This is a genomic window from Pseudomonas sp. JZ134 (assembly GCF_051027695.1).
In the GTDB taxonomy this organism is placed as follows: Bacteria; Pseudomonadota; Gammaproteobacteria; order Pseudomonadales; family Pseudomonadaceae; genus Chryseomonas; species Chryseomonas luteola.
In genome coordinates this window covers 3328102-3351935 of the sequence record NZ_CP069250.1, presented here as the reverse complement: position 1 = coordinate 3351935, position 23834 = coordinate 3328102, and the positions used below count along the sequence as shown (strand labels likewise).

Sequence of the window (23834 nt, the reverse complement as noted above, 5' to 3'; positions counted from 1 at the left end):
CGAATTCTCTACGAAATGGGGTTGAACAGTGCACTGAATGCCCGGGCGCGGCGCTCTACCTCTTCGGCAGAAGGCGCGGAAAACAATGCATGAATGACGGCAATCAGACTGGCTCCACGCTCGATCAGTGAGGGGGCATTGTCGAGGGTAACGCCTCCAATGGCGCACACCGGCACGGTGAAGCGGCGTTGCGCCTCGATCAGCAGTTCAGGCGTGGCCGCCGGTGCGCCGGGTTTTGTGTTTGAGTTGAAGAAGCGACCAAAGGCGATGTAGCTGGCGCCTTCCAGGACAGCGCGTTCCGCCAGGGCCAGCTGGGCATGGCAGGTACCTCCTAGAATTGCCGCCTGACCTAACTGTTGGCGTGCTTCGGCGAGGGATCCATCTTCCTGCCCCAGATGCAGGCCCACACCCAATTGGAGTGCAAGCTCAAGGTCGTCATTGATGATGAGGTCTGCGCCGTGGCGTCTACACAGCTCGGACAGTGCCTGAGCTTCGTCCCGACGGCGGACCTGGTCGCTGGATTTGTCCCGATATTGAATCAGGCGAGCACCGCCCTTCAATGCGGCTTCCACATAGGGGAGAAGCTTGTCGTCGGCCAGGAGCTGGCTGTCGGTAATGGCGTACAGACCACGCAGTGGAGTCATGAGCAGAAGTCCAGTGGCAGGCGACGGGGAATATACTGGCCGCGGCCGGGACGCTCGGCATCACGCAGGGTGCGCCAGGTGTAGTCCAGAGCTGAGCGAACTGCGCTGGGCAGGGCTTCTCCCAAAGCCAGCCGACCGGCCAGTGCGCTGGCCAGCGTGCAGCCCGAACCGTGATAGCTACCGGGAAGGCGCTGGCAGATAAAGGTTTCCTGATGCCCGTCACGGGTGTACAGGCGATTGTGCACTTCCTGCTCGTCACCATGACCGCCGGTGATGAGCAAATGCTCGCAGTAGGGGAGAAGTTTGTCGGCACACGCGTCTGCCGTCCCTTCCGGCAGCTCGGCCAGGATGCGGGCCTCGGGGAGGTTAGGCGTGACAATCGTTGCGCGCGGCAACAGCCGCTCGCGGATGGCATAACCCACCTCATCCTTGCCAAGGGCTCCACCACCACCGGCGCGTAGCACCGGGTCGCACACCAGTGGCAACTGTGGATGATCCGCGAGGATATCCAGTACTGTTTCAACCATTTCGATAGAACCAAGCATGCCCAGCTTGACGGCTGCGACAGGAAGATCCGTCAGCACGGCGTTGGCCTGGGCCATCACCCAGGCACGGTCCAGTACACGAAAGTCGGACACGTTGATCGTATCCTGAACGGTCAGCGCGGTGACGGCGGGTGCCGCATGGCAGCCCTGGGCGATCAGGGCTTCGATGTCTGCCTGCAGACCAGCGCCGCCGCTGGGGTCATGACCGGAAAGGCAAAGGACGACGGGACGAGCGTTGTGTGTATTCATGGCAAAAAGCTTATCACTAAACAGGCTGAACAAAGGCTCCGGTCGGCAGTGTAGCTGCTGGGCCGGCCTGTGATAGAGTGCCGCACCTAACTCAATGCTTGAAGGGATGCGTCGCACGAGAGGGCAGTTTGTGCATGATGCTGCCTGCGGGCTTTTCTGGCGAAGCCTTTTATATGCGCAACTGGTTCTTTTTCATTCTGCTCGCATGGCCCTGGTGGGTACAGGCCGTTGAGTTCGATGAGTCGATCGAACGATTGTCCCTCGGACAGTCGATTGAGGTATTCGAGGATGTTCGTGGCACATCGACTATCGAAGACATCACATCACCGGCATTAAGTGGCAGCTTTATCCGGCATGGCGAAGATGTTTTTGGGGCCGGTTATTCACGCTCGGCCTACTGGATTCGCCTGGACCTTGCGTATCGACCCAAGGCCGGCATTGGGCCCAAAAGCTGGCTGCTCGAACTCTCCTACCCACCACTTGACCGCTATGATATCTACGCACCCGATGCGCAAGGTGTGTACCGATTGGCCCAGCGCATGGGGGATACACTGCCGTTCAGCAGCCGTCTGATTCGGCACAGCAGCTATCTGTATCCGCTGTCGTTTGCACCGGGAGAGACGAAGCGGCTGTATCTGCGGGTTGAAAGTCAGGGGTCCGTTCAGGCCCCGCTGGTGCTCTGGACCACCAGGGCGTTTATCGAGGCCGAGCCGGCACGTGTTTATCTGCTAGGTATCATCTACGGTGTTCTGCTGGTGATGATGCTCTACAACCTGCTCATTTTCCTCAGCGTTCGCGATCCCAGTTATCTGTATCACATCTTTTATGTCGGCTCGTTCGGCTGCTATCTGCTGTCGATCAACGGGACCGGCTCCGAGTACCTGTGGCCGGACAGTCCTCGCTGGGCCAACATCGCAACGCCATTCTTTGTCGGCATGGCAGGTATCTTTGGTAGCCAGTTCACCCGACATTTCCTGCAGACCCGCCAGTACAGTCGTCGAATCGACCTCTGCATGAAGGGCCTGATCCTACTGGCCTGCCTGTGCGTCCTGACGTCACTGACCTGTGACTACGCGACGGCGATGCGGTTGGCCACGCTCCTGGCACTGATCTTTATCTTTGTCGTGTTCACGGCCGGTATCCGGGCCTGGTTCGATGGTATGCGTACCGCGCGTTACTTCATCATCGCATGGTCGATTTTCCTGCTTGGCGGGCTGGCCAATATTCTGATGGTAGCCGGTCTGTTGCCTTATAACTTCCTCACGGTCTATGCGAGCCAGATTGGCTCGGCGCTTGAGGTAGCCTTGCTTTCGTTGGCTCTGGCTGACCGGATCAATGCCATGCGCGAGGAACGGGCGCGGATTCTCGAAGAGTCTCGCCGTGCACTGGAGCGGTTGAACGAAGAGCTGGCCAACAGTAATCGCTTGAAGGATGAGTTTCTGGCTACCGTGACCCATGAGTTGCGAACGCCCATGAACGGCGTTATCGGCTCGCTGGAACTGATCCAGACGCAGCCCATGACGGTGGAGCTGGAGCAGTACCACCAGTCCGCCAGCGAGTCCGCGCGAGCAATGATGCGCATGGTGGATGACATCCTGACCCTCACCGAACTGCGTGCCGGCAAGCAGGTGGCTCGACGGGTGCCGTTCAGTCTGCATGGACTCTTTGACAGTTTGCGTACGCGCTATACCCCGAGTGCCGAGGCCAAGCGTCTGGCGTTCCAGGTGGAGATCGACCCGGCATTGCCCGATACCCTGGAAGGTGACGCACCAAAGCTGGCCAGAGCCTTGGGGCATCTGATCGAAAACGCCATTAAGTTCACGCATGAAGGATCGGTAACGGTGCGCGTACAGGCGCATCCGGATGCGCAGGCAGATGCTTATCGCCAGCCGCTGCTGATTGAGGTGGTCGATACGGGTATCGGGTTTACACCGGAGCAGAGCGAGCAGCTCTATCAGCGCTTCCATCAGCTCGATGGTTCCCTGACGCGCCGCTATGGCGGATTGGGAATTGGCCTGGCCCTGTGTCGCAAGCTGATCCATCTCCTGGGGGGAACGCTCAGCCATTCCTCGCAGGTGGGGACTGGAAGTCGCTTTCGCATGGCTATTACCTTGCCGCTACCGGGGCGTGTGGCGCTGCCGGCACCTGCGCGCCGCGCCTGTGTGCTGACGACACGGCAGCCCGCCAATTGCACGGTTCTGATCGTGGAGAGCAATGCTCATGACGAGATGATCCTGCGTGGCATGCTGCTCCGGCTGGGGTATCAGGTGCGGACTGCCGATTCCGGCTCTCAGGCACTTGAACTCCTGGATCAGGTAACGGTAGATGCCGTCCTGCTCGATTGCCAGATGCCGGTCATGGATGGGTTTGCCATCTGTCGGGCCATTCGGGCATTGCCCGATTGCGAGGAGTTGCCGGTGCTGGCGTTGTCATCCCATCCACACCACGGTGATCGGGAACGTTGCCTGGCGGCCGGGATGAGCGATTACCTGGCCAAGCCGGTCAGGCTGGGCGAACTGCAAACTCTTCTACAGGATTGGCTGCTCTGTCAGGCTCCGGTTCAGACGTCATAGAGGGCTATACTGGGCAGCTACTTATGTTCAGGTATTTCTTTACATGGCGCTTTGGACGTTACTGCGCGATTTTCTCTTTCGCCATCGACTGGCCTATTGCGGGGCAATCACCTGCCTGTTGGGCGTAGGCCTCTTGAATCTGACGCTGCCCTGGTGGGTAGGCAAAACCATTGATGCACTACGGGCCGGTGAGCTTGGGCAAACGGAGCTGCTAGGGCGTGTCGCCCTGCTGGCGGTGGTTGGTCTTGGGCTCTATGTGCTTCGTTATCACTGGCGGGTACGGTTGTTCGGAACCGCGTACAAGGTAGGCGTGGAGCTGCGCGATGCGTTTTACGCCAAGCTTACCCGACTGGATCCCGGCTTTTTTCAGGCGAGTCGTACGGGCGATCTACTGGCACGGGCTACCCAGGATATCGATGCAGTAGAGATGGCTGCCGGTGAGGGCGTGTTGTCCAGTTTTGACGGGGCCATGACCCTGGTGCTTGTACTGGCAGTCATGCTGGTCGGTATCGATGCGCCGTTGGCGTTCATGGCCCTGCTGCCGTTTCCGTTCATGGCCTGGGGGTTCTACCACGTGGCGAAGCGGGTTCAGCAACGCTTCGGGCAGACCTTGCAGCGCTTCTCAGACCTCAATGATCGCACTCAGGAGGCTTTGAGCGGGCTGCGTATGCTGCGACAGAACGCGCTGATCGAAGCGGAGCTGGATGATTTTGACGAGCGCGCCCGTGCGGCGGCTAAGGCTGATTACGCTGTTCAGCGAACCGAAGCCAAGTACGAGCCCATCATCTTCGTAGCGCTAAGCTGCGCCACGCTGCTGACATTGATCGTGGGCACCGGACGCTACATGCAGGGCGCCATTACGCTAGGACAGCTGACCAGCTTCAGCCTTTACCTTGTACAACTGATCTGGCCAATGTTTGCCATTGGCTGGTGCCTCAATATCCTCCAGCGCGGAGAGGCGGGAGGGCGTCGCCTGCGGGAGTTTTTTGCCTCCGTAGAAAGCATCCGAGACGAGGGGACACTGACGCCCGAGCCCGGATCGACGTTGAGCGTGAATATTCCTTCCTTTGTCTATCCTCAAGGCCAGACGCCTGCGTTGCAGGATATTCACTTCGAGCTTCCGGCAGGAAGTACGCTGGGCATTGTGGGCGCCACAGGCAGCGGGAAAAGTACCTTGCTGCGGCTGCTGCTCCGTCAGTACCCTTTGACGGACGGCGAGATTCGCCTGGGCGATCATCCTCTTGAGGCGTACTCACTGGAAGCGTTACGGGCTCAGTTTGCATACGTTCCCCAGGATCCTTTCCTGTTTGCCCGCAGTCTGGCTGAAAACGTTGCACTTGGACGACCTGAGGCTACACCCGAGCAGATCCGGGGCGCTCTGACCGACGCGGCCTTTGCCACAGACCTCAATCAGCTCCCCGAAGGGCTTGAAACGCCGGTAGGTGAGCGCGGTGTGACATTGTCTGGAGGCCAGCGACAGCGAGTAGCCCTGGCACGTGCACTGTTATCCGATGCGCCTATCCTGCTGCTGGATGACACGCTGTCGGCCGTTGATACCGCGACCGAAACACGTCTGCTCGAGACGCTGGCTCGCCTGGGCAATCGGACGCGCATCATTGTGAGCCACCGTCTGTCTGCCGTACGGGAGGCTGATCAGCTGATTGTGTTGGAGGAGGGCCGTATCGCCGAGCGAGGCTCGCATGAACAGTTGCTGGCGCAGGGTGGTGTCTACGCCCGACTCTGGCAGCTGCAACAGGCAGGAGGCGAACATGCCTAAGCATCGTGTTATCAAATTGCTGCTGGGGCCGGTGCTGGCCAATCCGCGCCGGCTGATGGCGGCTGTGGCTATCCTGATTGGGGCAACTGTCATGGACGTGATGGGCCCCTGGCTAACTAAACATTATCTGGATACCTACTTGGTGCCTGGCGATCTGCGGGCTGAGCCCCTGATCGTACTGTTCCTGATCTATGTAGTAACCCAGGCGCTCGCCGCACTCGGGCGTTACCTGCAAAGCCTGCGGTTTGCCGGCATCGCCATGGATACGGTACTGCTGCTGCGTCGGCGGTTGTTCCGCCATGTTCTGCACTTGCCGCAGAGTTTTCATGACCGTACGGCAACCGGGGAGCTGGTCGCGCGGGTAACCAATGACACAGATGCCCTGCGTGAACTCTATGTCGCGTTTTTGGGCACCATTGTCGGCAATATTGTGCTGCTGATCGGCATTCTGGTGGCCATGGCGCTGATGAATGTCCATCTCATGATGATCGCCATGCTGCTTATCCCGGCGGCCGCCTTTATCGTCTGGCTGTATCAACGCTTGAGCGGGCCGGCTGCCATGCGGGTGAGGGCGCTGCGCTCCGAGCAGAGCGCGCGTCTCAATGAGGCGATTGGCGGAATGGCTATTATCCAGGCCTTCAACCAGACCGCGCCGTTCCGCAAGCACTTCCATGATCTTAACCAGCAACAGTACGAGGCACGAATCAGTACGGTACGTTTCTCGGGCCTGCTTTTGCGTTCGGCGCTCGATCTGGTGAGCGTGATTGTGCTGGCAGTATTGCTCCTGACCTATGGTCTGAATCACCTGGGTGGAGGAGCCGAGATCGGGGTGATGTACGCCTTTGTGACTTACCTGGGGCGAGTGACCGAGCCACTGATGGAAATCACTCAGCGGTTCAATCTCTATCAGCAGGCGAGCGTTGCCGGTACGCGACTGCTTAATCTGCTCGATCAGGCCCAGGCACTACAGGGTACTGATAGCCGGCCGGTGGACAAAGCCTGCTTTGAGCTCAAACAGGTTCGCTTCCGCCATGAAGGTGCGGATCACGACACGTTGAGCGATATCAATCTGGAGATTGCCCCCGGCACGTTCCTGGCGATCGTCGGGCCGACCGGCAGCGGAAAGTCGACGCTGCTTGACCTTCTGGCCGGCTTGCAGCCGGTAACGGGTGGCCAACTCCTACTGGATGGCCGTGAGCTATCAAAACTGACGCCTGAGGCATTGGGAGCCGCCATTGCTACCGTACCGCAGGAGCCATTCATTCGTTCCAGCACCTTGCGCGATAACCTGCTGCTGGGCAGTGAGGCAGAGCCGTGGCGTCTTCAGGAGGCGCTTGATGATGCTCACCTGTCTCCCCTGATTGCACGGTTGCCCGAGGGGCTGGAAACCCGGCTGGGTGAACGTGGCTTTACGCTTTCCACGGGTGAGCGGCAATTGCTGGCGCTGGCGCGAGCCCTGCTGCGCCAGCCCAAGGTGTTGCTGCTGGATGAGGCGACGGCCAGTATCGACAGTGAAACCGAAACGCTCTTGCAGGAAGCGCTGCATGATTTGCGCGGCAAGGTGACCATGATTGTAGTGGCGCACCGGCTTTCGACGATCCGTGATGCCGATCGCATCATTGTGCTGCGGCAAGGGCGGCTGGTGGAGGAGGGGAATCACGCGCAGCTCTTGGCCAACCCCGAAGGGCATTATCATCACCTGTGGAATCAGCGCAGGGATTCTGAGCAATTGTCAGATAACCGTGATCCAACTCAGCTACTCTCTGACTAAATGCTGGCAAAGGGGCTGTCTGGCCTGCTGATGAGTCGACGCAGGAGCCAGATTGCCTCGTTCATTCTTGAGTAAGGAAATCGTGCATGCCTCAGACGTTCGAAGATGGTTTTGTTGCAGCCCATTCGGCTAGCGAGGCGGTGGATCGGCTGGCTGCGCTGCATCAGCAGGCAACCCAAGCCTTGAGCAGTGCGCTCAAGCGCTACCTCAAGGATCGTATCGAGCCGACCGAGGCCGAGCGACAGCTGTTCCGGTATCCCGAGATCCGTCTGTGCTACCGCTCCTCCCAGGCGGTGCCGACTACCACGCGGGCCTATGCCAAGGTGCAGCTTCCGGGTACTTACCGGGCCACCGTTACGCACCCGGCTGCCTTTCGCAAATACCTGCTTGAACAGCTCGAACCGCTCATGGCGGAATACGACATTCTGGTCGAGGTGGGGCCGAGCGAGCAGGATATCCCCTATCCCTATGTGGTGGAGCAGGGGGATGAACTGGCCGGGTCGGGCGTGACGGCCGCCGAGCTGGCGCGCGTCTTTCCCAGTACCGACCTGTCCGCCGCCCACGACGATATCGCCGATGGCCTGTATGACTGGGCGCAGGAAACCATTCTTCCCCTATCGCTGTTCGATGCCGCCCGGACGGACTTTTCCCTGCGTCGTATCGTGCACTATACCGGCAGTGACTGGCGCCATGTGCAGCCCTGGATTCTCCTGACCAATTACCACCGCTATGTCGATCAATTCATTCGTCATGGCTTACAGCAGCTGCGGGACGATCCTCGGTTCGTGCGTATGGTGCTGCCGGGTAATGTCACCATCGAGCGCGGCCTGGATGATGGCGAGGCCCAGTCCATCATTGGCGGTATCGCCTGGCATCGCTTTCAGATGCCGGCCTATCACCTGATCGCCGCGGATGGTCATGGCGTTACCCTCGTAAACATCGGGGTGGGGCCATCCAATGCCAAGAACATTACGGATCATCTGGCCGTCTTACGCCCGCACTGCTGGCTGATGATCGGCCACTGTGGCGGGCTGCGGCAGTCACAGAACATCGGCGATTACGTACTCGCGCATGCCTATATGCGTCGTGACGGCATTCTGGACCGTGTATTGCCGCCTCACATACCAATCCCGGCCCTGGCCGAAGTGCAGGTGGCCCTGGCAGAAGCGGCAGCTCAGGTGACGGGCGACCGTGGCGAGGCGCTCAAGCGCCGGCTGCGAACCGGCACAGTGCTGACCTATGACGACCGTAACTGGGAGCTGAGATGGGCGCAGGAGCGGCCTGTCATCAATCTGGCCCGCGCCATTGCGGTGGATATGGAGAGCGGCACTATTGCGGCTCAAGGGTATCGACTGCGCGTCCCGTACGGCACCTTGCTGTGTGTGTCAGACAAACCCCTGCACAGCGAGATCAAGCTGCCGGGCTCGGCCAATGCGTTCTACGAGCGAGCCGTAAGTCAGCACCTGGCAATCGGTATCGCGGCATTGGACCTGCTCCGAGCGCAACTGGACTCGCTGCACTCGCGCAAGCTGCGCAGCTTTGACGAACCGCCTTTCCGTTGATACCTGAAAACAAAAAGGCCAGCGTAAAGCTGGCCTTTTTTCTTATACGCCTAGACTGGCCAGGCCGATGTAAGTGGCGGCACCGCCTAGGTAACCCAATAGCGCCAGCAGACTGATGCGTTTCAGGTACCACATGAAGTCGATCTTCTCCATGCCCATTGCTGCTACGCCAGCGGCTGAGCCGATGATCAGACAGCTGCCGCCTGTACCGGCGCAATAGGCCAGCATTTCCCAGAATCGCCCATCGGCCAGGAAATGGGTGAGCCAGCCGGCATCAGCTGAGCTGGCCGCCGTCAGCGCTTCAGGGGAGACCAGCGGATACATTTTCATGGCGCCTGCTACGAGCGGTACATTATCGACCACCGATGACAGGAGACCGATTGCGATATTGATGGCATAGACATCGCCTAAGCCGTCTTTCAGCCAAGTGGCGACCTGCACAAGGTGGCCCGCTGTCGCCAGGCTGGAGACTGCCAGCAGAATACCCAGGAAAAACAATACGCTTGGCATATCGATCCGGCGCAGTACGCCAATCACGGATAGCGGGTGCTTGTCTTCATCGTTCTTGCCGCGATGGATGATTTCAGTCACGACCCACAGTACGCCAAGGCCCAGCAGGACACCCATGTAAGGCGGCAGGTGTGTCACGGTCTTGAAGATCGGCACAAAGAGCAGGGCGCCAATGCCCAGAGCAAAGACAAGGTTGCGCTCGAACGGAGTGGTTGGATTCGCATTGTTCTCATGCTCATCCAGTGCCGGTCGCTCGGCTTCGCCCTTGAGCCTGAAGCTGAGCAGCACCAAGGGAACGAGCAGACAGACCAGACTGGGAAGGAACAGACTCATGACGATACCGCTGGCCGAGATCTGGTTTCCAATCCATAGCATGGTAGTCGTTACATCGCCAATAGGTGACCAGGCGCCACCCGCATTCGCGGCAATGACCACAATCCCGGCGTAGAACCAGCGCTCCTTAGCATCGGCAATGAGTTTGCGCAGCAGGGAAACCATGACGATGGTAGTCGTCAGGTTGTCTAGCGCGGCAGACAGGAAGAACGTGATCAGGCCTACCAGCCATAGCAGGCTGACGCGCTTGTTGGTACGAATACGGTCGGTAATGACCGTGAAGCCTTCGTGGGCATCGATCAGTTCGACGATGGTCATGGCGCCCATCAGGAAAAACAGGATCTCCGAGACCTCGCCCAGGTGGTGGCGCAGCTCCTCGACCACGAAATGAGTGTTGTCGCTGCCGGGCTGCAGATGCGGCAGGATTTGATCTGCGCTCAGCACCAGCAGCGTCCAACTGACAACGGCTGTTAGCAGCGCCGAGGCGGCTTTATCGATTTTCAAGGTGTGCTCGCAGGCGATACAGAGGTATCCGAGCACGAAGGTTAAGGCCATGAAGACATACATGAGCGGCTTTCCAGGGCAGGGAGTCAGGTCGAAACCTTTTCCAATCATTACAGGGAGGGCGCCGAGGATGCCTTATATGTTTCAAAAAATGAAGAAAAAGGCACAAAAAGGATTGCTTCTCGGGTCGTCAAACGGCCTATCGATACCCCTGGGCCTGCAGCTGGAATAGATGAGCGTACCGGCCATCCTGGGCGACCAGCGCGTCGTGGCGTCCCTGTTCGATGATACGGCCATGCTCCAGGACCACAATCTGATCAGCCGAGCGAACCGTAGAGAATCGGTGAGAGATCAGGATCGTCATCTTGCCTTGGGCATGCTGACGAAACTGCTCGAAAACCTCTGCCTCGGCGGCAGCATCCATGGCAGCCGTAGGTTCGTCGAGTACGAGAATGTCGGCCTGGGTACGCATGTAAGAGCGTGACAGTGCGATTTTTTGCCATTGTCCGCCTGACAGTTCCTGCCCGCCTTTGAACCAGCGACCCAGTTGTGTCTGATAGCCTTGGTCGAGCCGCTCGATGAAGTCGCTAGAGCGTCCACGTTCGGCTGCTTCCTGCCAGCGCTGCTCGTCGTCAAAGGCTTCGACATCGCCCACGCCCAGGTTTTCGCCAGCGCTGAACTGATAGCGAATGAAGTCCTGAAAAATCACACCGATACGTTGCCGCAAGGCTTCTGTGTTCCACTCCTGAAGGTCGCTGCCGTCCAGCAGGATACGGCCCTCGCTAGGTGTGTAGAGCCGGGTGAGCAGTTTGATCAGTGTGGTCTTGCCTGAGCCGTTCTCGCCCACCAGCGCCAGGCTTTCGCCAGGCCGAAGGTGCAGCGTAATCCCCTCGAGGGCGGCCCGGGAGGCGCCTGGGTAATGAAAGCTGACCTGCTCGAAGCGGATGCCATCGCCTGGGGTATTGCCTTGTTTCAAGCTGCCATGCTCAGCGGCCACAGACTGTTCGAGGTATTCATACAGGTTGGACAGATAGAGGTTGTCTTCATACATGCCGCTGATGGCGGTCAGGCTGCTGCTCACTGCCGCCTGGCCCTGTCGGAACAGCAGCAGATACATGGTCATTTCGCCCAGGCTGATGCGCCCCTGTACGGTGTCTACCACGATCCAGACATATGCGGCATAAAACGCCAGTGTTCCAAGCAGACCGAGCAGAAAGCCCCAGATATCCCGGCGGATCGTCAGGGCCCGGTCTTCGGCATAGAGTTGAGTGAAGATATCGCGGTAGCGCTGGAGCAGGCGTGGCGCAAGACCAAAAAGTTTGACCTCCTTGATGTGGTCCTCCCTCGCCAGGACCGCTTCAAGATAACCCTGCATGCGTGCTTCAGGGGAGCGCCGCCGAAACAGGCGAAAGGCATCACCCGAAAACTTGGCTTCGGCAAAAAAGACAGGCAATGCCCCGACCACCAGGATAAGCAGCGCCCAGGGTGAAAAATGAATCAGCAGGATGGCAAAGCTGATCAGTGAAAGACCGTTCTGCATCAGGCTGAACAGCTTGTTGACCAGGGAGAGCGGGCGGATCGAGGCCTCGCGGCGGGCGCGGGTGAGCTTGTCGTAGAATTCCGAGTCTTCAAATTGGACCAGTGACAGTTGCTGGGCCTTTTCCAAGATCATCAGGTTGACCTTTTGCCCCAGCAAGACGCGCAGCAAGGACTGCTGGACGGAGAGGCCCCGCTGCGCCGCTGCGATCAGGGCGACCACGCCGGCTTCCATGGCCAACAGCCAGAGCACGGGCGACAGTAGAGCGTTCCCCTGTGTCTGATGCAACTGCATGGCCGCCACGACCGAATCCACGATCTGCTTGCCGAGCCAGGCGGCCAGCGCTGGCAACACACCTGCTACCACGGTAGCCAGGGCAAGTCCCAGGGTCAGGGCAGGAGAGGTCGACCACACGAGGCCCAATGCCCGTGAGCTGTATTGAAAAAGGCTGAGCGCCCGGTGTCGCCAAGGCTGGCGCGGCGCAGGGGGTATGGCTGTCATGGGGTATTGGAGTGCATTCCTGGCGGGGAAATCCGTCAGGAATGCTGCCATGATCGTTATGGCGTCTGCCAGTTAATCATCAGGCCTGCTTGCGAAAACGCCCCTCGGCGTCGGCTGTCTTCATGGCAGCAACTACCGAAAGCGGATCGACCCTGAAGGGCTCGTTGTGAATGGTTTCCCCTTCCGCGCAGGCCAGTTCCGCAGCCTTGAGCAGGTCTGCATCAGACGCATTGGCCAGACCGATATCTGCCAGAGTAAGCGGCAAGCCGATTCGCTGACTGAACGTGAAGGCTTCATCAATGATGGCAGGCTTGCGGCCACTCAGGATCAACATGGTCAATACGCCAAACGCAACCTTCTCGCCGTGCCAGTAGCTGTGGGTCTGGGGCAGGGCGGTGAAGCTATTGTGAATCGCGTGAGCAGCTGCCAGGCCGCCGCTTTCGAAGCCTAGTCCGGAAAGAAGGGTATTGGCTTCGACGATATGCTCCAGGGCTGGCGTGACGACCTGTTGCTGACAGGCATGCAGTGCGAGTGGGCCATATTCCAGAAGCGTGTCATAGCACAGGCGTGCCAGGGCATAGGCGGTGAGAGGGCCGGGTCTTCCTGTCATGTTGCCAGCGCCGCGGATACGGCAGTCTTCTGCCTCGAACCAGGTCGCCATGGCGTCGCCCATTCCTGATACCAGAAAGCGCGCAGGGGCCTGGGCAATGATACCGGTGTCTACCAGTACAAGATCCGGGTTTCGCGGCAGAAACAGGTAGCGCTTGAAAGCACCTTCTGCGGTATAGATTACTGAAAGCGCACTGCATGGAGCATCGGTAGAGGCCAGGGTAGGCACAACGGCCACAGGTATGTTCAGTTCGTGGGCCAGCGCCTTGGCGGTGTCGAGTGATTTGCCACCACCGATCCCGACGATAGAGTCAGGCAGGTGCTGACGTGCCACCCCAGCCAGCCGTGCGACTTCCTCGGCGCTGCACTCGCCGTTGAAGCGGATACGCTGGCATTCGAGCTGATGCTGACAGGCCTTGTCGAGCGCTGCCCCCAGATGGTCGTCGGCAAAGGGGTCAAGAAGGGCCAGGGTACGTTTACCGAAGCGTGCAAGCTCCTCACCCAGGTGGTTAAAGGCTCCGTTACCTTGAACATAGCGGGAAGGGAAAATCGCCGTCGTGAGCATGGGGCAGGCTCCTCTGAAGTGGATTAGCCTGACTATGGAGCGTTTGGGAGGGCGCGCTATTGTCCTGAATCAACGCTGTTGGCATCAGCGTCTATCGCTGGATGAAAGGCGCGGAGGAGTTACCGCCGCGCCCTGGACTATCAGTGTCCAGCCGTGATGACGGGCACTGCCCAGCTCTCGCCAGGCAGCGGTGCGCGGAAGGCCTCTTCCGGCAGTCCTTGGGCTTCGCGCTCCTTGGCAAGGTCCTGGGGAGGCGCAAACTGGGCTTCGTCACTGAGCGGGAAGGTACCGAAGTGAATGCCCATGCTGGTGCTGGAGTGAAGAATCTTGTGTGCGGCTACTGCCTCCTGTGGATTCATGTGGCTCGACACCATGAACCAGCGTGGCTCATAGGCCCCGATGGACAACGCCGAGAAGCGCATGGGACCGAAACGGTCGTGAATCCGTTGGAAGTGCCCGCCCCATGCGGTATCGCCGGGGAAGTAGACAGGACCGCTGGCGGACTCCAGTACAAAGCCGCCCCATAAGGTACGGTTGGTATCGAAGCGGGTGCGGGCCGACCAGTGCTGTGAAGGCACGATATGCAAGGTTACCTGCTGGTTCAGGGGCTGACTCTGCCACCAGTCCATCTCCGTTACAGTGCCAAAGCCGGCCTCCTTGCGGATCAACTCGGCGTTTCCCAGCAGCGTGACGACGGGCGTGAGCGGGTTGATCTCGGCGAGACGGCGAAGCGTTGCCAAGTCCATATGATCGTAATGGCTGTGGCTGACAAAGATCAGGTCAAGAGGTGGAAGCTTTTCCAATGCTACGCCTGGGTCATGGTAGCGCTTGGGACCTATGAAGCTGAACGGGCTAACTCGCTCGGACCAGACCGGGTCGGTCAGAATATTCAAGCCATGGTACTGAATGAGCAGGGTGGCATGGTTGATGTAGGTAACACGCAGGTCATCGCCTGTCACGCGCTCGGGCAGCTCCTCCTGGCGCGGCGGAAGCGCCTGCCAGACCCACTCGGGACGCTCGCGGGTCAGCTGCCATTTGATCAGAGTCCAGAAACTCTTTTTGGTAAAGGGCTCCTGGTTGTAAAACTGCTGCCCGTCGAAGTGATCCGAAGGCGGGCCTTTGTATTCCGGGCCGCCACAGCCTGCAAGAGCGAGAAGGTTGACCAGCCAGAGGGAGCGAAAGATTCTCATGAAGGACTCACGTTGCCGGTAAGTGAAAATCGAGTGCCGGTTTTTCGGTACACTCGCGGATATCTTTTATCGTTGCACCGCGTTTTTAACGTGCCCGTGCCTCAAGTGCCAGTCTTCATCATGCCTCGTTCCTACCGCTCCCCTCAAACCCCGCGTCCTCGTCGTGTTGCCAAGGCCCCGCCGGCCGAGCCGCGGCTGATCTTGTTGAACAAGCCATTTGATGTGCTGACCCAGTTTTCCGATGGGGACGGGCGGGCTACGCTCAAGGACTTCGTTCCGATTCCAGGCATTTATCCGGCAGGACGGCTGGACCGCGACAGCGAAGGGCTGCTGCTCCTGACCAATGACGGGCGCTTGCAATCACGCATTGCCGACCCCAGGCACAAACTGCCCAAGACCTATTGGGTTCAGGTGGAAGGCGCCCCTACAGAAGAACAGATACAAACGCTGCGAACAGGCGTCGAGCTGAATGACGGACCGACGCTTCCCGCAGAGGTGCGCCTGTTGGAGGAGCCGGAACTATGGGAGAGAAACCCTCCCGTACGCTTTCGCAAGAGTGTTCCAACGGCCTGGCTGGAACTGGTGATTCGTGAAGGCCGCAACCGGCAGGTACGTCGCATGACGGCAGCCGTCGGCCTGCCTACATTGCGTCTGGTGCGAGTACGCATCGGCCCTTGGGCATTGGAGGGTATGGCGCCGGGTGAATGGCGCGAGGTGCCGGCGCGGCTGTAACCACGCCAGCGGATCAGCTGTAGCGATCAGTAATGTGACGTAATAACCGCGATGCCTTCGTTCAACACGTCCCGCCAGGCTTTGAGCGTCTCGTCCGTGCACTGCGGGTCGTGGCTTGAAATGGTGGCGAGCAAGGTATCGACCCAGATGCTGTAGAGTTCCGGGCGAATATCCATCTGATGGCGGCAATGGGTTTCGCCCAGCGCGCGCAACTTGGTATCCGGCATTCCGCGCGCCACCATGACCAGGTTCATGATGCCCTGTCGCAAGAGCTGCTTTTGGGCCTGCATGTTGGTATTGACGAACTTCTCGCGGATCAGCGGCGAGCTGGCAAGAAAGCGGGTATAGAAGTCATCGAAAAAGTCAGCGCTGGCGCAGCAGCGGCCGTAGCTCTGCATCACCTGGTCGGCGGGTTTCATGGCAAGTCCTTGCGAGTGTTTCGTCCACGTTTGTGGGTACAGCGGATGGGGAGCGAAGTGTAAACGGGTGGCAAGCCTATCAGGTTAAGACAATAGTCTTAAAGGCCTTTTGATATGGAGGGTTATTGGCCGTGCCCCTGTATGAGGCACGGCCGGCAGGTGAATGGCTTATTCGGGGTGACGACGCTTCTCGATCTCGTCAGCCGTCATCTCGCCCTGGGCATGGCCGAAATGCTCCAAGACAAAATTGGTGACCGCCGCCAGCTCCTGGTTGGAGTATCCGCGGGCAAAGCCCGGCATGAAGTGATCGCCGTGGGGATTCTCCAGCTTGTCTCCTCCCAGCAGGACCTGCATCAGATTGGTTGCCTCTGGATCGTTCACCGTGCGCAGGCCACTAAGCGCGGCAAAGGTGCTCTGCCGGCCCGAACCATCCCACAGGTGACAGCTGACGCAGGCGTCGGCAAACACCTTCTGGCCCAGCGGGTTGTTTCCTTTGGCCGGTGCGTCAGATGACAGCGCCTTGGGCTCCGGTCGCATCAATCCATACGGCTGACTGGGGACCGACTTCAAGTACACCACCATAGCGCGGATATCCTCAGGCGTCAGGAAGCGCAGGCTGTGATTGACGGCTTCGGCCATGGGGCCAGCCGCAACGCCATACCCTTCGGCATGGCCTGTAGACAGGTAAGAGGCCAGGGCCTCGTCCGGCCAGGCACCGATGCCGGTCTTCTGGTCACCGCTAATGTTGTAGGCCTTCCAGCCCTGGATCACCGCGCCACCCAGGTTTCGCGAGCTATCACGCGCCTGGAAGATGTTACGGGGGGTATGGCATTCGCCACAGTGCCCCGCACCTTCCACCAGATACGCACCGCGGTTCCATTCAGCCGACTGGCTCGGGTCCGGCTCGAAGCGCTCGTTCGGGTTGAACATCATGTTCCAGAACATCATTCCCCAGCGTTGGTTGAAGGGGAAGCTGATGTCATTTTCCTTGTTCGGCTGCCTGATGGGCTCCAGGCTGAACAGATACGCCTTGATCGCCAGAATATCTTCCCGCGACATCAGCGTGTAAGACGTATAGGGAAAGGCTGGATAGTAGTGCTTGCCGTCCTTGCCGACGCCTTCCTGCATGGCGCTGACAAAGTCGTCATCGCTCCAGGTGCCGATCCCGGTTTCCTTGTCCGGCGTGATGTTGGGGGAATACAGCATACCGAACGGCAGCTTGAAACCACGACCGCCAGCGAACGGTTTACCGCCGTTCTCGTCAAGGTGACAGGCCACGCAGTCAGCTGCACGGGCCAGGTATTCGCCGCGCTGGACCGTGGCCTCGTCAGCAGCCTGGGCAGACAGCGTTGTGAGGGCCAGCGCTACAGGCGCCACGCTGCTCAACACCGTACGCGTCATGGTGCCCCAGATAGAAGTGAAACGATTCATAGGAGCTCCTTAAGCCACGTGGTAACCGGCGCGAACTACCGGCAGACGACGAATGCGCTTGCCGGTTGCCGCATACAGAGCATTGACCAGAGCCGGTGCAATCATGGCGGTACCGGCCTCTCCAATCCCGCCAGGTATTTCATGGCTTGGAATGATGTGCGTCTCGACCGGTGGGGCATCGCTCATGCGCAACTGCCGGTAGTCGTGGAAGTTGCTCTGTTCCACATGTCCATCCTTGACGGTAATCTCGTTGTAGAGCGCAGCAGACAGGCCAAACAGCGTGCCGCCCTCCAGCTGAGAGTGAACAGAGGTCGGATTGGTTACCTCGCCGCAATCTGCAATACAGATCAGGCGGGTGATGTGGATGCCGTTCTGCGCATCGACCTGCATTTCCACTACGGTAGCGAGGTAGCTGCCAAAGACTTCCTGTACGGCAATTCCCCGACCATGGCCCGCTGGCAGTTTCTGGCTCCAGTTGGCTTTTTCGGCGGCAAGCTTGAGTACCGCCTGCGCACGGGGATGCTCGCCGAGCAGCTTCATCCGGTAATCGACCGGGTCCTGCTTGGCTGCGTAGGCCAGCTCATCGATAAAGCTTTCCATCACATAGGCGCCATGCAGCGGGCCTACCCCACGCCACCAGGAGTTGAGAATGGCCTTGGGCGCTTCAGGGACGTAACGGACTCTGAGGTTTGGAAGCGAGTAGACGGGTTTGTTGGAAACCTCTACTGCGTCGGCATCCAGCCCATTGGGTGGTACGGCGGCTGGCGCAAACCGCGCCATGACCGAGGCCCCGACAATGGTATGCGACCAGCCCACTGGCATGCCGTTGGCATCCAGGCCTGCGCTGAAGCGGTCGATATAATGAGGACGGTACAGGTCATGGGCGGTGTCTTCTTCACGCGTCCAGACCAGCTTGATGGGGTAGTCGACCTGCTTGGCTATGGCTGCGGCCTGACCGATGAAGTCCGCTTCCAGGCGACGGCCAAAGCCTCCACCGATGAGCTGGTTGTTGACGATGATCTTTTCCGGCGGCAGGCCGGTTGCCTTGGCAGCCGCCTGTTGGGCCATAACCGGCACCTGGGTGCCGACCCATAGTTCACAGGCATCCTCGCGGACCTGGGCCACACAGGTCATGGGCTCCAGCGTGGCGTGAGCCAGGAAGGGCATCTCGTATTCCGCCTCGATCTTGCTGGACGCACCGGCAATGGCCTTGTTGATGTCGCCAACCTCGGCGGCAATGGCGCCTTCGCGATCAAAGGCTGCATGCAGGGCGCGTTCGATCTGGGCGGAGTCGATACCGGCGTTCGGGCCCAGATCCCATTGGATCTCCAGCGCCTTCAAGCCTTTAAGGGCTGCCCACATGTGATCGCCGATCACGGCAACGGCATTTTCCAGCTTGACCACATCCCTGACACCGGGAACCGCACGAGCGTGACGGTCATCCACTGAGGCAAGCGTGCCACCCACGACCGGACAGGCGCTGACAGTAGCGATCTTCATGCCTGGCACGTGCAGGTCGATGGTGAACTTGGCGGAGCCGTCTACTTTGCCAGGCGTATCAAGGCGGCGCAGCGGCTGGCCGATGACCTTGTAGTCTTCCGGCTTTTTGAGCGGGACGTTTTCCGGAACGGGCAGTTTGGCAGCTGCATCCACCAGCGCGCCGTAGGCCAGTTCGCGATTGCCAGGGCCGATGATCTTGCCATTTTCGGCGCGGCATTCATCCGGCGACACCTTCCATTGGTTGGCCGCGGCCTGGATCAGCATTACGCGTGCCGCCGCAGCGGCTTCCCGCAGGGGTTGCCAGTTGCTGCGAGTCGATGAGGAACCGCCGGTGGCCTGAAAGCCCAGAAGCTTGTCCCCATACAGTTTTTCGTCTGGCGGTGCTTCCTGCACCCTGACCTGATCCAGAGTAACGTTCAACTCTTCGGCTACCATCATGGCAAAACCGGTCTGTACACCCTGGCCCATTTCGATCTTGGGCGAAATCAGCGTGATCTGCCCATCATGGCCTATCCGAAGAAACGCTCCCAAGGCCGTAGGGGTGTCCAGCGGTGCGTCTTCTGGCCCTTTGTTGACATACTGTTCGGCATAGCTGCGGCGGGAAAAAGGCAGTGCGGTTGCCAACAGCAAACCACCTGCGGCGATACCACTGGCCTGAAGCAGCTTGCGGCGCGACAGGCTTATGGCCTGCGCCGATACATTCTTGGTCATGGAGTGTGCTCCGCTCAAGCCTGGGAAACGCTTTTGATCGCGCCGCGGATACGGGTATAGGTACAGCAGCGGCAGATATTGCCGGACATGCCCGCATCGATTTCAGCATCGCCTGCATCTGGGTGCTGGGACAGCAGCGCCACGGCCGACATGATCTGGCCGGACTGGCAATAGCCGCACTGCACGACTTCATGCTCAAGCCAGGCATCCTGCACTTTCTTGCCCAGGTCGGACTCGCCCACGGCTTCGATGGTTACGATCTTCTGGCCTTGTGCAATGTTGCTCACAGGCAGGACGCAGGCGCGAACAGCCGTACCGTCCAGATGAACCGTGCAAGCGCCACACTGTGCGATTCCGCAGCCGTACTTGGTGCCGGTCATTCCCAGCACATCACGTAGAACCCAAAGCAGGGGCATGTCGTCGGGGACGTCGACCTGATGGTCGGCCCCGTTGATGTTGAGCGTAAGCATTGCAACCTCATGAGCACGGTAGGACAGTCGACTCGTCATGCCGGAACGCCGCCGGACAAGGTCATGCCGACGGGAAGGGCTGCGAGTCGATCGTTGGTTTATTCAGGACAGAATGAGCGGTGCTTCATTCCGTGCCCTTGGAAAAATTTAGATAAATAAATCTGATTTATCCATCTTCTGGCAAGAAACACCAGCATCGGCATCGAATTCGTGCAAATCCGCGGCCTCAGACAGGTCCATGTAAATCGCGACGATACTCAGCCACGCAGGTGCTCAAGCGGCAGCTCGGTACTGGAGATGACCTGGTTGAGAACGAAGCTTGAGCGCACGCTCGAAACGCCTTCTATACGGGTCAGGGTGCCCAGCAGCAGTTTCTGGTAGTGGTCCATATCCGGAACGACCACCTTGAGCTGATAGTCCGCATCCATGCCGGTCACCAGGCTGCATTCCAGCACCTCAGGGCACTGCCGAATGATCGACTGGAAATGCTCGAAGCGTTCAGGGGTATGCCGGTCCATGCCGATCAGTACGAAAACTGTCAGGCTAAGGCCCAGTTTCTTGCGGTCGAGTAGAGCAACCTGACGATTAATGTAACCATCATCTTCCAGCTGCTTGACCCGTCGTGAGCAGGGCGAAGGAGACAGGCCGATGCGCTCTGCCAGTTCCTGGTTCGAGATGCGTGCATCACGCTGGAGTTCGGCAAGAATACGTAAGTCGTAGCGGTCTAGTTTGTCCATTTTGAAACCAATCCTTTGGAAAATTGCGTTTAAAAGGTTTTTTTAGTGTTCTGTTGCTTAAACGGTAGAGGATATAGCAAAAAACGCAAACTTTGGTCGGTGCAACAGGGCTAAGCTGAACTCATTACTTCGATGGCCCGGACGAACAGTCCAACGGTGAGCTCCAGGAGGGCAAGCCGATAATGCCGCCGACCTATCAGGTCGTGCCGCTCCCGGGCCACTCACCGCCCAAAAGGCTGTGTGATCGCAGCAGTCGCCAAAAGCGACTCAGAGGACAGAATTCCGGAAGGGGGCGAAAGCCTCCTTTTTTGTGCGCCTGATAAAAGTGTACGCCTGTGCTCCGCCTATCCGTCAATGCTCGCCTCGCGCATACTCCTGGCTTAGATTGAGGATTCGACCGCCGCCTCGCCATTTTCGGAGCGACCGGCGGTAAGCAGGAGATAGGGTCATGAAGCGCCGCGGGCGTTTGACAGGTATCGGTCTGATAGTCGCATTGAGCGCAGGCCACGTGCTGGCAGGGCCTTTTGAGGCCGGACAGACGCAGTTCGGCAATCCGTCCGGCGGCGCTGCGCCTCCGCCTCAGGCGGGGCAGGGTCGCGTTGGAGATCACCCGGACTACTCGCCCTCTCGGGGAATGGATCCTAATGCCGGGCCTCGTCCGGGAGCGGGTCGCCCTATCGGGCAGGATGGCTCGCGCTGGCAGACCGGCAGTGGTCAGGATCTTCCCCATCAACGCTATGATTTTCCCCGGCGGCCTGTCGAGCGGGTCGATGAAAACGGTGTACGGTTTATTACCGCGCCTCCGCGAGAGGTCACAGGGCAGGCGAACCACTCTCGGGAAGACGGCTGGAATCGACCCGATGCCGTTCGGCGTGGCGATGAGCGTGCTCGCTGGGAGCAATCCGGGCCGAATGATCTGAATCGAGGCTGGGAAAATCAGCCCCGTGTCATTGATCATCCTGATTATGGGCCGTACGGCAACTGGAATCGCCCGCGCAGGCACAACGACTTTGATCGTCGTGGTTGGGGACCAAACCCTGATTGGCGTCCCGGCTATGTGCTACGCCGCCCGCCGCCCCGGTACACCCGTATCTGGCATCAACGCTATGAGTATTATTACTCCGACGGCTACTGGTACCGCCCACAAGGGTCGAGTTATGTCATCGTGACCCCGCCGCGCGGGGTGTATGTCAGCAACTTGCCTAACTATGCGCAAACTCTGGTGATCGGCGGGCTGACCTATTACTTTGCAGCGGGCACCTATTACCAGCCGCAACCGGAATACAATCGTTACATTGTCGTGGAGCCGCCTGTGCAAAACGGTGGCTATGCCATTAGCAGCAATGCTTTTGATGTCGCCATAAGCCCTGCCTATGGCCAGACGCAGGCCCAGATGGAGCAGGATCGTTATGACTGCCAGCGTTGGGCGGTCAGCGAGTCAGGTTTTGATCCATCCCGAGCAACCACTGCGCCACCGGCTGATGTGGCGGATCGTTATCGACGTTCGCTGGGCGCCTGCCTAAGTGGCAGGGGATATAACGTGACCTATTGAGGAGGGCCGTCTGCCTGTAATCTGATGAAGTCAGACGCCCTTGAGCCCTCAGCTCGGAGGCAGAGGATGCCGATGGGGGACATCGGGTGCATCCAGCGGGTCGGCATGTACCAGCACTTCGGCCTGCGGATACTCCGCCATGATCGCCGCTTCGGCCTCGTCGCACAGGCGATGGGCTTCGGACAGGGTCATTTCTCCCGGTAGCTCCAGATGCAGTTGGACGAACCAGTGGCTTCCCGAAATACGCGTGCGTAAATCATGAGCCCCCAAGACTTGGGGCACGCTGCACGCCAGCGTCAACATGTGCTCGCTGACTTCATAGGGCAATTCCTGATCCATCAGCACACTTAGCGAGTCGCGTGCGATTCCAATGGCACTCCAAAGGATATACAGCGCAATACCCAGGCCAAAGATGGCATCCAGCTGATCCCAGCCGTAGCTGGCAGCAATCAGGGCAATCAGGATGCTGGTGTTGAGCAGAAGATCAGAGCGGTAATGCAGGGAGTCGGCGCGAATCACTGCGGACCCTGTAATCCGAATGACGTGCCGCTGTAGCATCAGCAGGCCGGCCGTCACAATCAATGAAAAGATCATGACTGCAATGCCCAGCAAAGGCGTTCCCAAGGGTTCAGGTTCTTTCAGGCGTCCGATGGCCTGCATACCGATCAGGATTCCGCTGGCGCCAATGAACAGGGCCTGGGTAATACCCGCCAACGACTCCGCCTTGCCATGACCATAACGGTGGTCGTCATCGGCAGGCTTTAAGGAATAGCGCACCGCCAGCAGGTTGAACAGGGAGGCCGCGCCATCGAGTACGGAGTCGGTCAGCCCGGCCAGCAGACTGACCGACCCGCTGAACCACCAGGCGATGGCCTTCACGGTAATGAGCAGGCCAGCCACCGCGAGTGAGGCGGTGGTGGCCAGGCGCAACAGCCTGGCGTGTTCGGTACGGCTCTTCATCAGGTGTTATGCCGCAGGGCGCAACCCAAAGGCGGCCAGTTGCTCAGGGCTGCCGCTGTGCTGAATCAGGCGTGGATCGGTCAGTGGCAGGGAGCGGCCGGTTTCCTGTTCGATAATGGCCTTGAGGCGCGCCTTGTCCACCTTGCCATCCGCGTCGATAGCGTCTTTTAGCTTTTCCGGGTCGACCGAGGCGTGCTGGTCGTTGGGCAGGTAGATGGCTCCGGACGTAAAATCAACACCGAATGCAATCAGGCCGGGAATGATGTAGAACAGCAGGCCTACCGCATCCAGGATGGCAATGCCCGGGTCGATCTGGCCAGTAATTTGGCCGCGACGCTCAGGGTAAAACAGCGTACCGCAGGCCGAAATCTGGGTCAGCACTGCTGCAGCAAGGGCGCCACAGATCAGGCGAGTGCGCATTGGCATAAACACCTCCATAGGTCAGGAAACCG

General features: G+C 59.3%; 19 protein-coding genes. 6 read left to right on the top strand and 13 right to left on the bottom strand.

The window, feature by feature from the left end; translation table 11 throughout:
* Positions 1–8: 8 nt before the first annotated feature.
* Positions 9–644, bottom strand: coding sequence for a thiamine phosphate synthase (gene thiE / locus JQR86_RS15570; protein ID WP_010797118.1), 636 nt, complete (start codon positions 642–644; stop codon positions 9–11).
* Positions 641–1438 carry a hydroxymethylpyrimidine/phosphomethylpyrimidine kinase gene (locus tag JQR86_RS15565; RefSeq protein ID WP_026003714.1) on the bottom strand — a complete coding sequence of 266 codons (798 nt, stop codon included), beginning with the start codon at positions 1436–1438 and terminating at the stop codon, positions 641–643. The genes thiE and JQR86_RS15565 overlap by 4 nt, the downstream gene beginning before the upstream one ends.
* A gap of 173 nt (positions 1439–1611) precedes the next feature.
* Here JQR86_RS15565 and JQR86_RS15560 point away from each other — a divergent pair, with 173 nt between their 5' ends.
* The 4 genes from JQR86_RS15560 (at position 1612) to amn (ending at position 9121) form a co-directional block, all read left to right on the top strand.
* Positions 1612–4011 (top strand): 7TM diverse intracellular signaling domain-containing protein, encoded by a 2400-nt coding sequence (locus tag JQR86_RS15560; RefSeq protein ID WP_407363342.1) that lies wholly within the window; start codon positions 1612–1614, stop codon positions 4009–4011.
* A 43-nt stretch (positions 4012–4054) separates the two neighbouring features.
* Positions 4055–5788: an ABC transporter ATP-binding protein gene (locus JQR86_RS15555; RefSeq protein ID WP_407362874.1), complete on the top strand. Its 1734-nt coding sequence runs from the start codon at positions 4055–4057 to the stop codon at positions 5786–5788.
* On the top strand, positions 5781–7559 hold the full coding sequence (locus JQR86_RS15550) for an ABC transporter ATP-binding protein (protein ID WP_407362875.1): 1779 nt from the start codon (positions 5781–5783) through the stop codon (positions 7557–7559). Before JQR86_RS15555 ends, JQR86_RS15550 begins: the two co-directional genes overlap by 8 nt.
* Positions 7560–7645: 86 nt before the next feature.
* Positions 7646–9121 (top strand): AMP nucleosidase, encoded by a 1476-nt coding sequence (amn, locus tag JQR86_RS15545; protein WP_010797123.1) that lies wholly within the window; start codon positions 7646–7648, stop codon positions 9119–9121.
* Positions 9122–9163: 42 nt separating this feature from the next.
* On the opposite strand, the gene nhaD is transcribed toward amn, so the two are convergent.
* The 4 genes from nhaD to JQR86_RS15525 form a co-directional block, all read right to left on the bottom strand.
* A complete protein-coding gene (nhaD, locus tag JQR86_RS15540) occupies positions 9164–10531 on the bottom strand; it encodes a sodium:proton antiporter NhaD (RefSeq protein ID WP_407362876.1) in 1368 nt (455 codons plus the stop codon).
* Between the two features lie 136 nt (positions 10532–10667).
* Positions 10668–12506 carry an ABC transporter ATP-binding protein gene (locus JQR86_RS15535; RefSeq protein ID WP_407363343.1) on the bottom strand — a complete coding sequence of 613 codons (1839 nt, stop codon included), beginning with the start codon at positions 12504–12506 and terminating at the stop codon, positions 10668–10670.
* A 79-nt stretch (positions 12507–12585) separates the two neighbouring features.
* The gene (locus tag JQR86_RS15530) at positions 12586–13680 is read right to left on the bottom strand and encodes a glycerol dehydrogenase (RefSeq protein WP_434153852.1); all 1095 of its coding nucleotides are present in this window, start codon (positions 13678–13680) and stop codon (positions 12586–12588) included.
* A gap of 140 nt (positions 13681–13820) precedes the next feature.
* Complete coding sequence (locus JQR86_RS15525) at positions 13821–14870, bottom strand: MBL fold metallo-hydrolase (RefSeq protein WP_407362878.1); 1050 nt, start codon at positions 14868–14870, stop codon at positions 13821–13823.
* A 120-nt stretch (positions 14871–14990) separates the two neighbouring features.
* Between JQR86_RS15525 and JQR86_RS15520 the strand changes: the two genes are divergently transcribed.
* A complete protein-coding gene (locus tag JQR86_RS15520; protein ID WP_219650737.1) occupies positions 14991–15602 on the top strand; it encodes a pseudouridine synthase in 612 nt (203 codons plus the stop codon).
* A 26-nt stretch (positions 15603–15628) separates the two neighbouring features.
* Here JQR86_RS15520 and JQR86_RS15515 read toward each other — a convergent pair whose 3' ends face one another.
* The 5 genes from JQR86_RS15515 to JQR86_RS15495 form a co-directional block, all read right to left on the bottom strand.
* Positions 15629–16021 carry a globin gene (locus JQR86_RS15515; protein WP_010797129.1) on the bottom strand — a complete coding sequence of 131 codons (393 nt, stop codon included), beginning with the start codon at positions 16019–16021 and terminating at the stop codon, positions 15629–15631.
* 168 nt (positions 16022–16189) lie between these two features.
* Positions 16190–17452: a c-type cytochrome gene (locus JQR86_RS15510; RefSeq protein WP_434153851.1), complete on the bottom strand. Its 1263-nt coding sequence runs from the start codon at positions 17450–17452 to the stop codon at positions 16190–16192.
* 9 nt (positions 17453–17461) lie between these two features.
* Positions 17462–19663, bottom strand: coding sequence for a molybdopterin cofactor-binding domain-containing protein (locus tag JQR86_RS15505; protein WP_434153850.1), 2202 nt, complete (start codon positions 19661–19663; stop codon positions 17462–17464).
* A gap of 14 nt (positions 19664–19677) precedes the next feature.
* Positions 19678–20133: a (2Fe-2S)-binding protein gene (locus JQR86_RS15500; protein ID WP_197872211.1), complete on the bottom strand. Its 456-nt coding sequence runs from the start codon at positions 20131–20133 to the stop codon at positions 19678–19680.
* 257 nt (positions 20134–20390) lie between these two features.
* Positions 20391–20870: an Lrp/AsnC family transcriptional regulator gene (locus tag JQR86_RS15495; protein WP_010797133.1), complete on the bottom strand. Its 480-nt coding sequence runs from the start codon at positions 20868–20870 to the stop codon at positions 20391–20393.
* Positions 20871–21318: 448 nt separating this feature from the next.
* On the opposite strand from JQR86_RS15495, the gene JQR86_RS15490 reads away from it, so the two are divergent.
* Positions 21319–22422 carry a DUF6515 family protein gene (locus tag JQR86_RS15490; protein WP_434153849.1) on the top strand — a complete coding sequence of 368 codons (1104 nt, stop codon included), beginning with the start codon at positions 21319–21321 and terminating at the stop codon, positions 22420–22422.
* A 48-nt stretch (positions 22423–22470) separates the two neighbouring features.
* On the opposite strand, the gene JQR86_RS15485 is transcribed toward JQR86_RS15490, so the two are convergent.
* Positions 22471–23382, bottom strand: coding sequence for a cation diffusion facilitator family transporter (locus JQR86_RS15485; RefSeq protein ID WP_239381848.1), 912 nt, complete (start codon positions 23380–23382; stop codon positions 22471–22473).
* Between the two features lie 6 nt (positions 23383–23388).
* Positions 23389–23808 carry a polyribonucleotide nucleotidyltransferase gene (locus JQR86_RS15480; protein WP_074822957.1) on the bottom strand — a complete coding sequence of 140 codons (420 nt, stop codon included), beginning with the start codon at positions 23806–23808 and terminating at the stop codon, positions 23389–23391.
* Positions 23809–23834 lie beyond the last annotated feature (26 nt).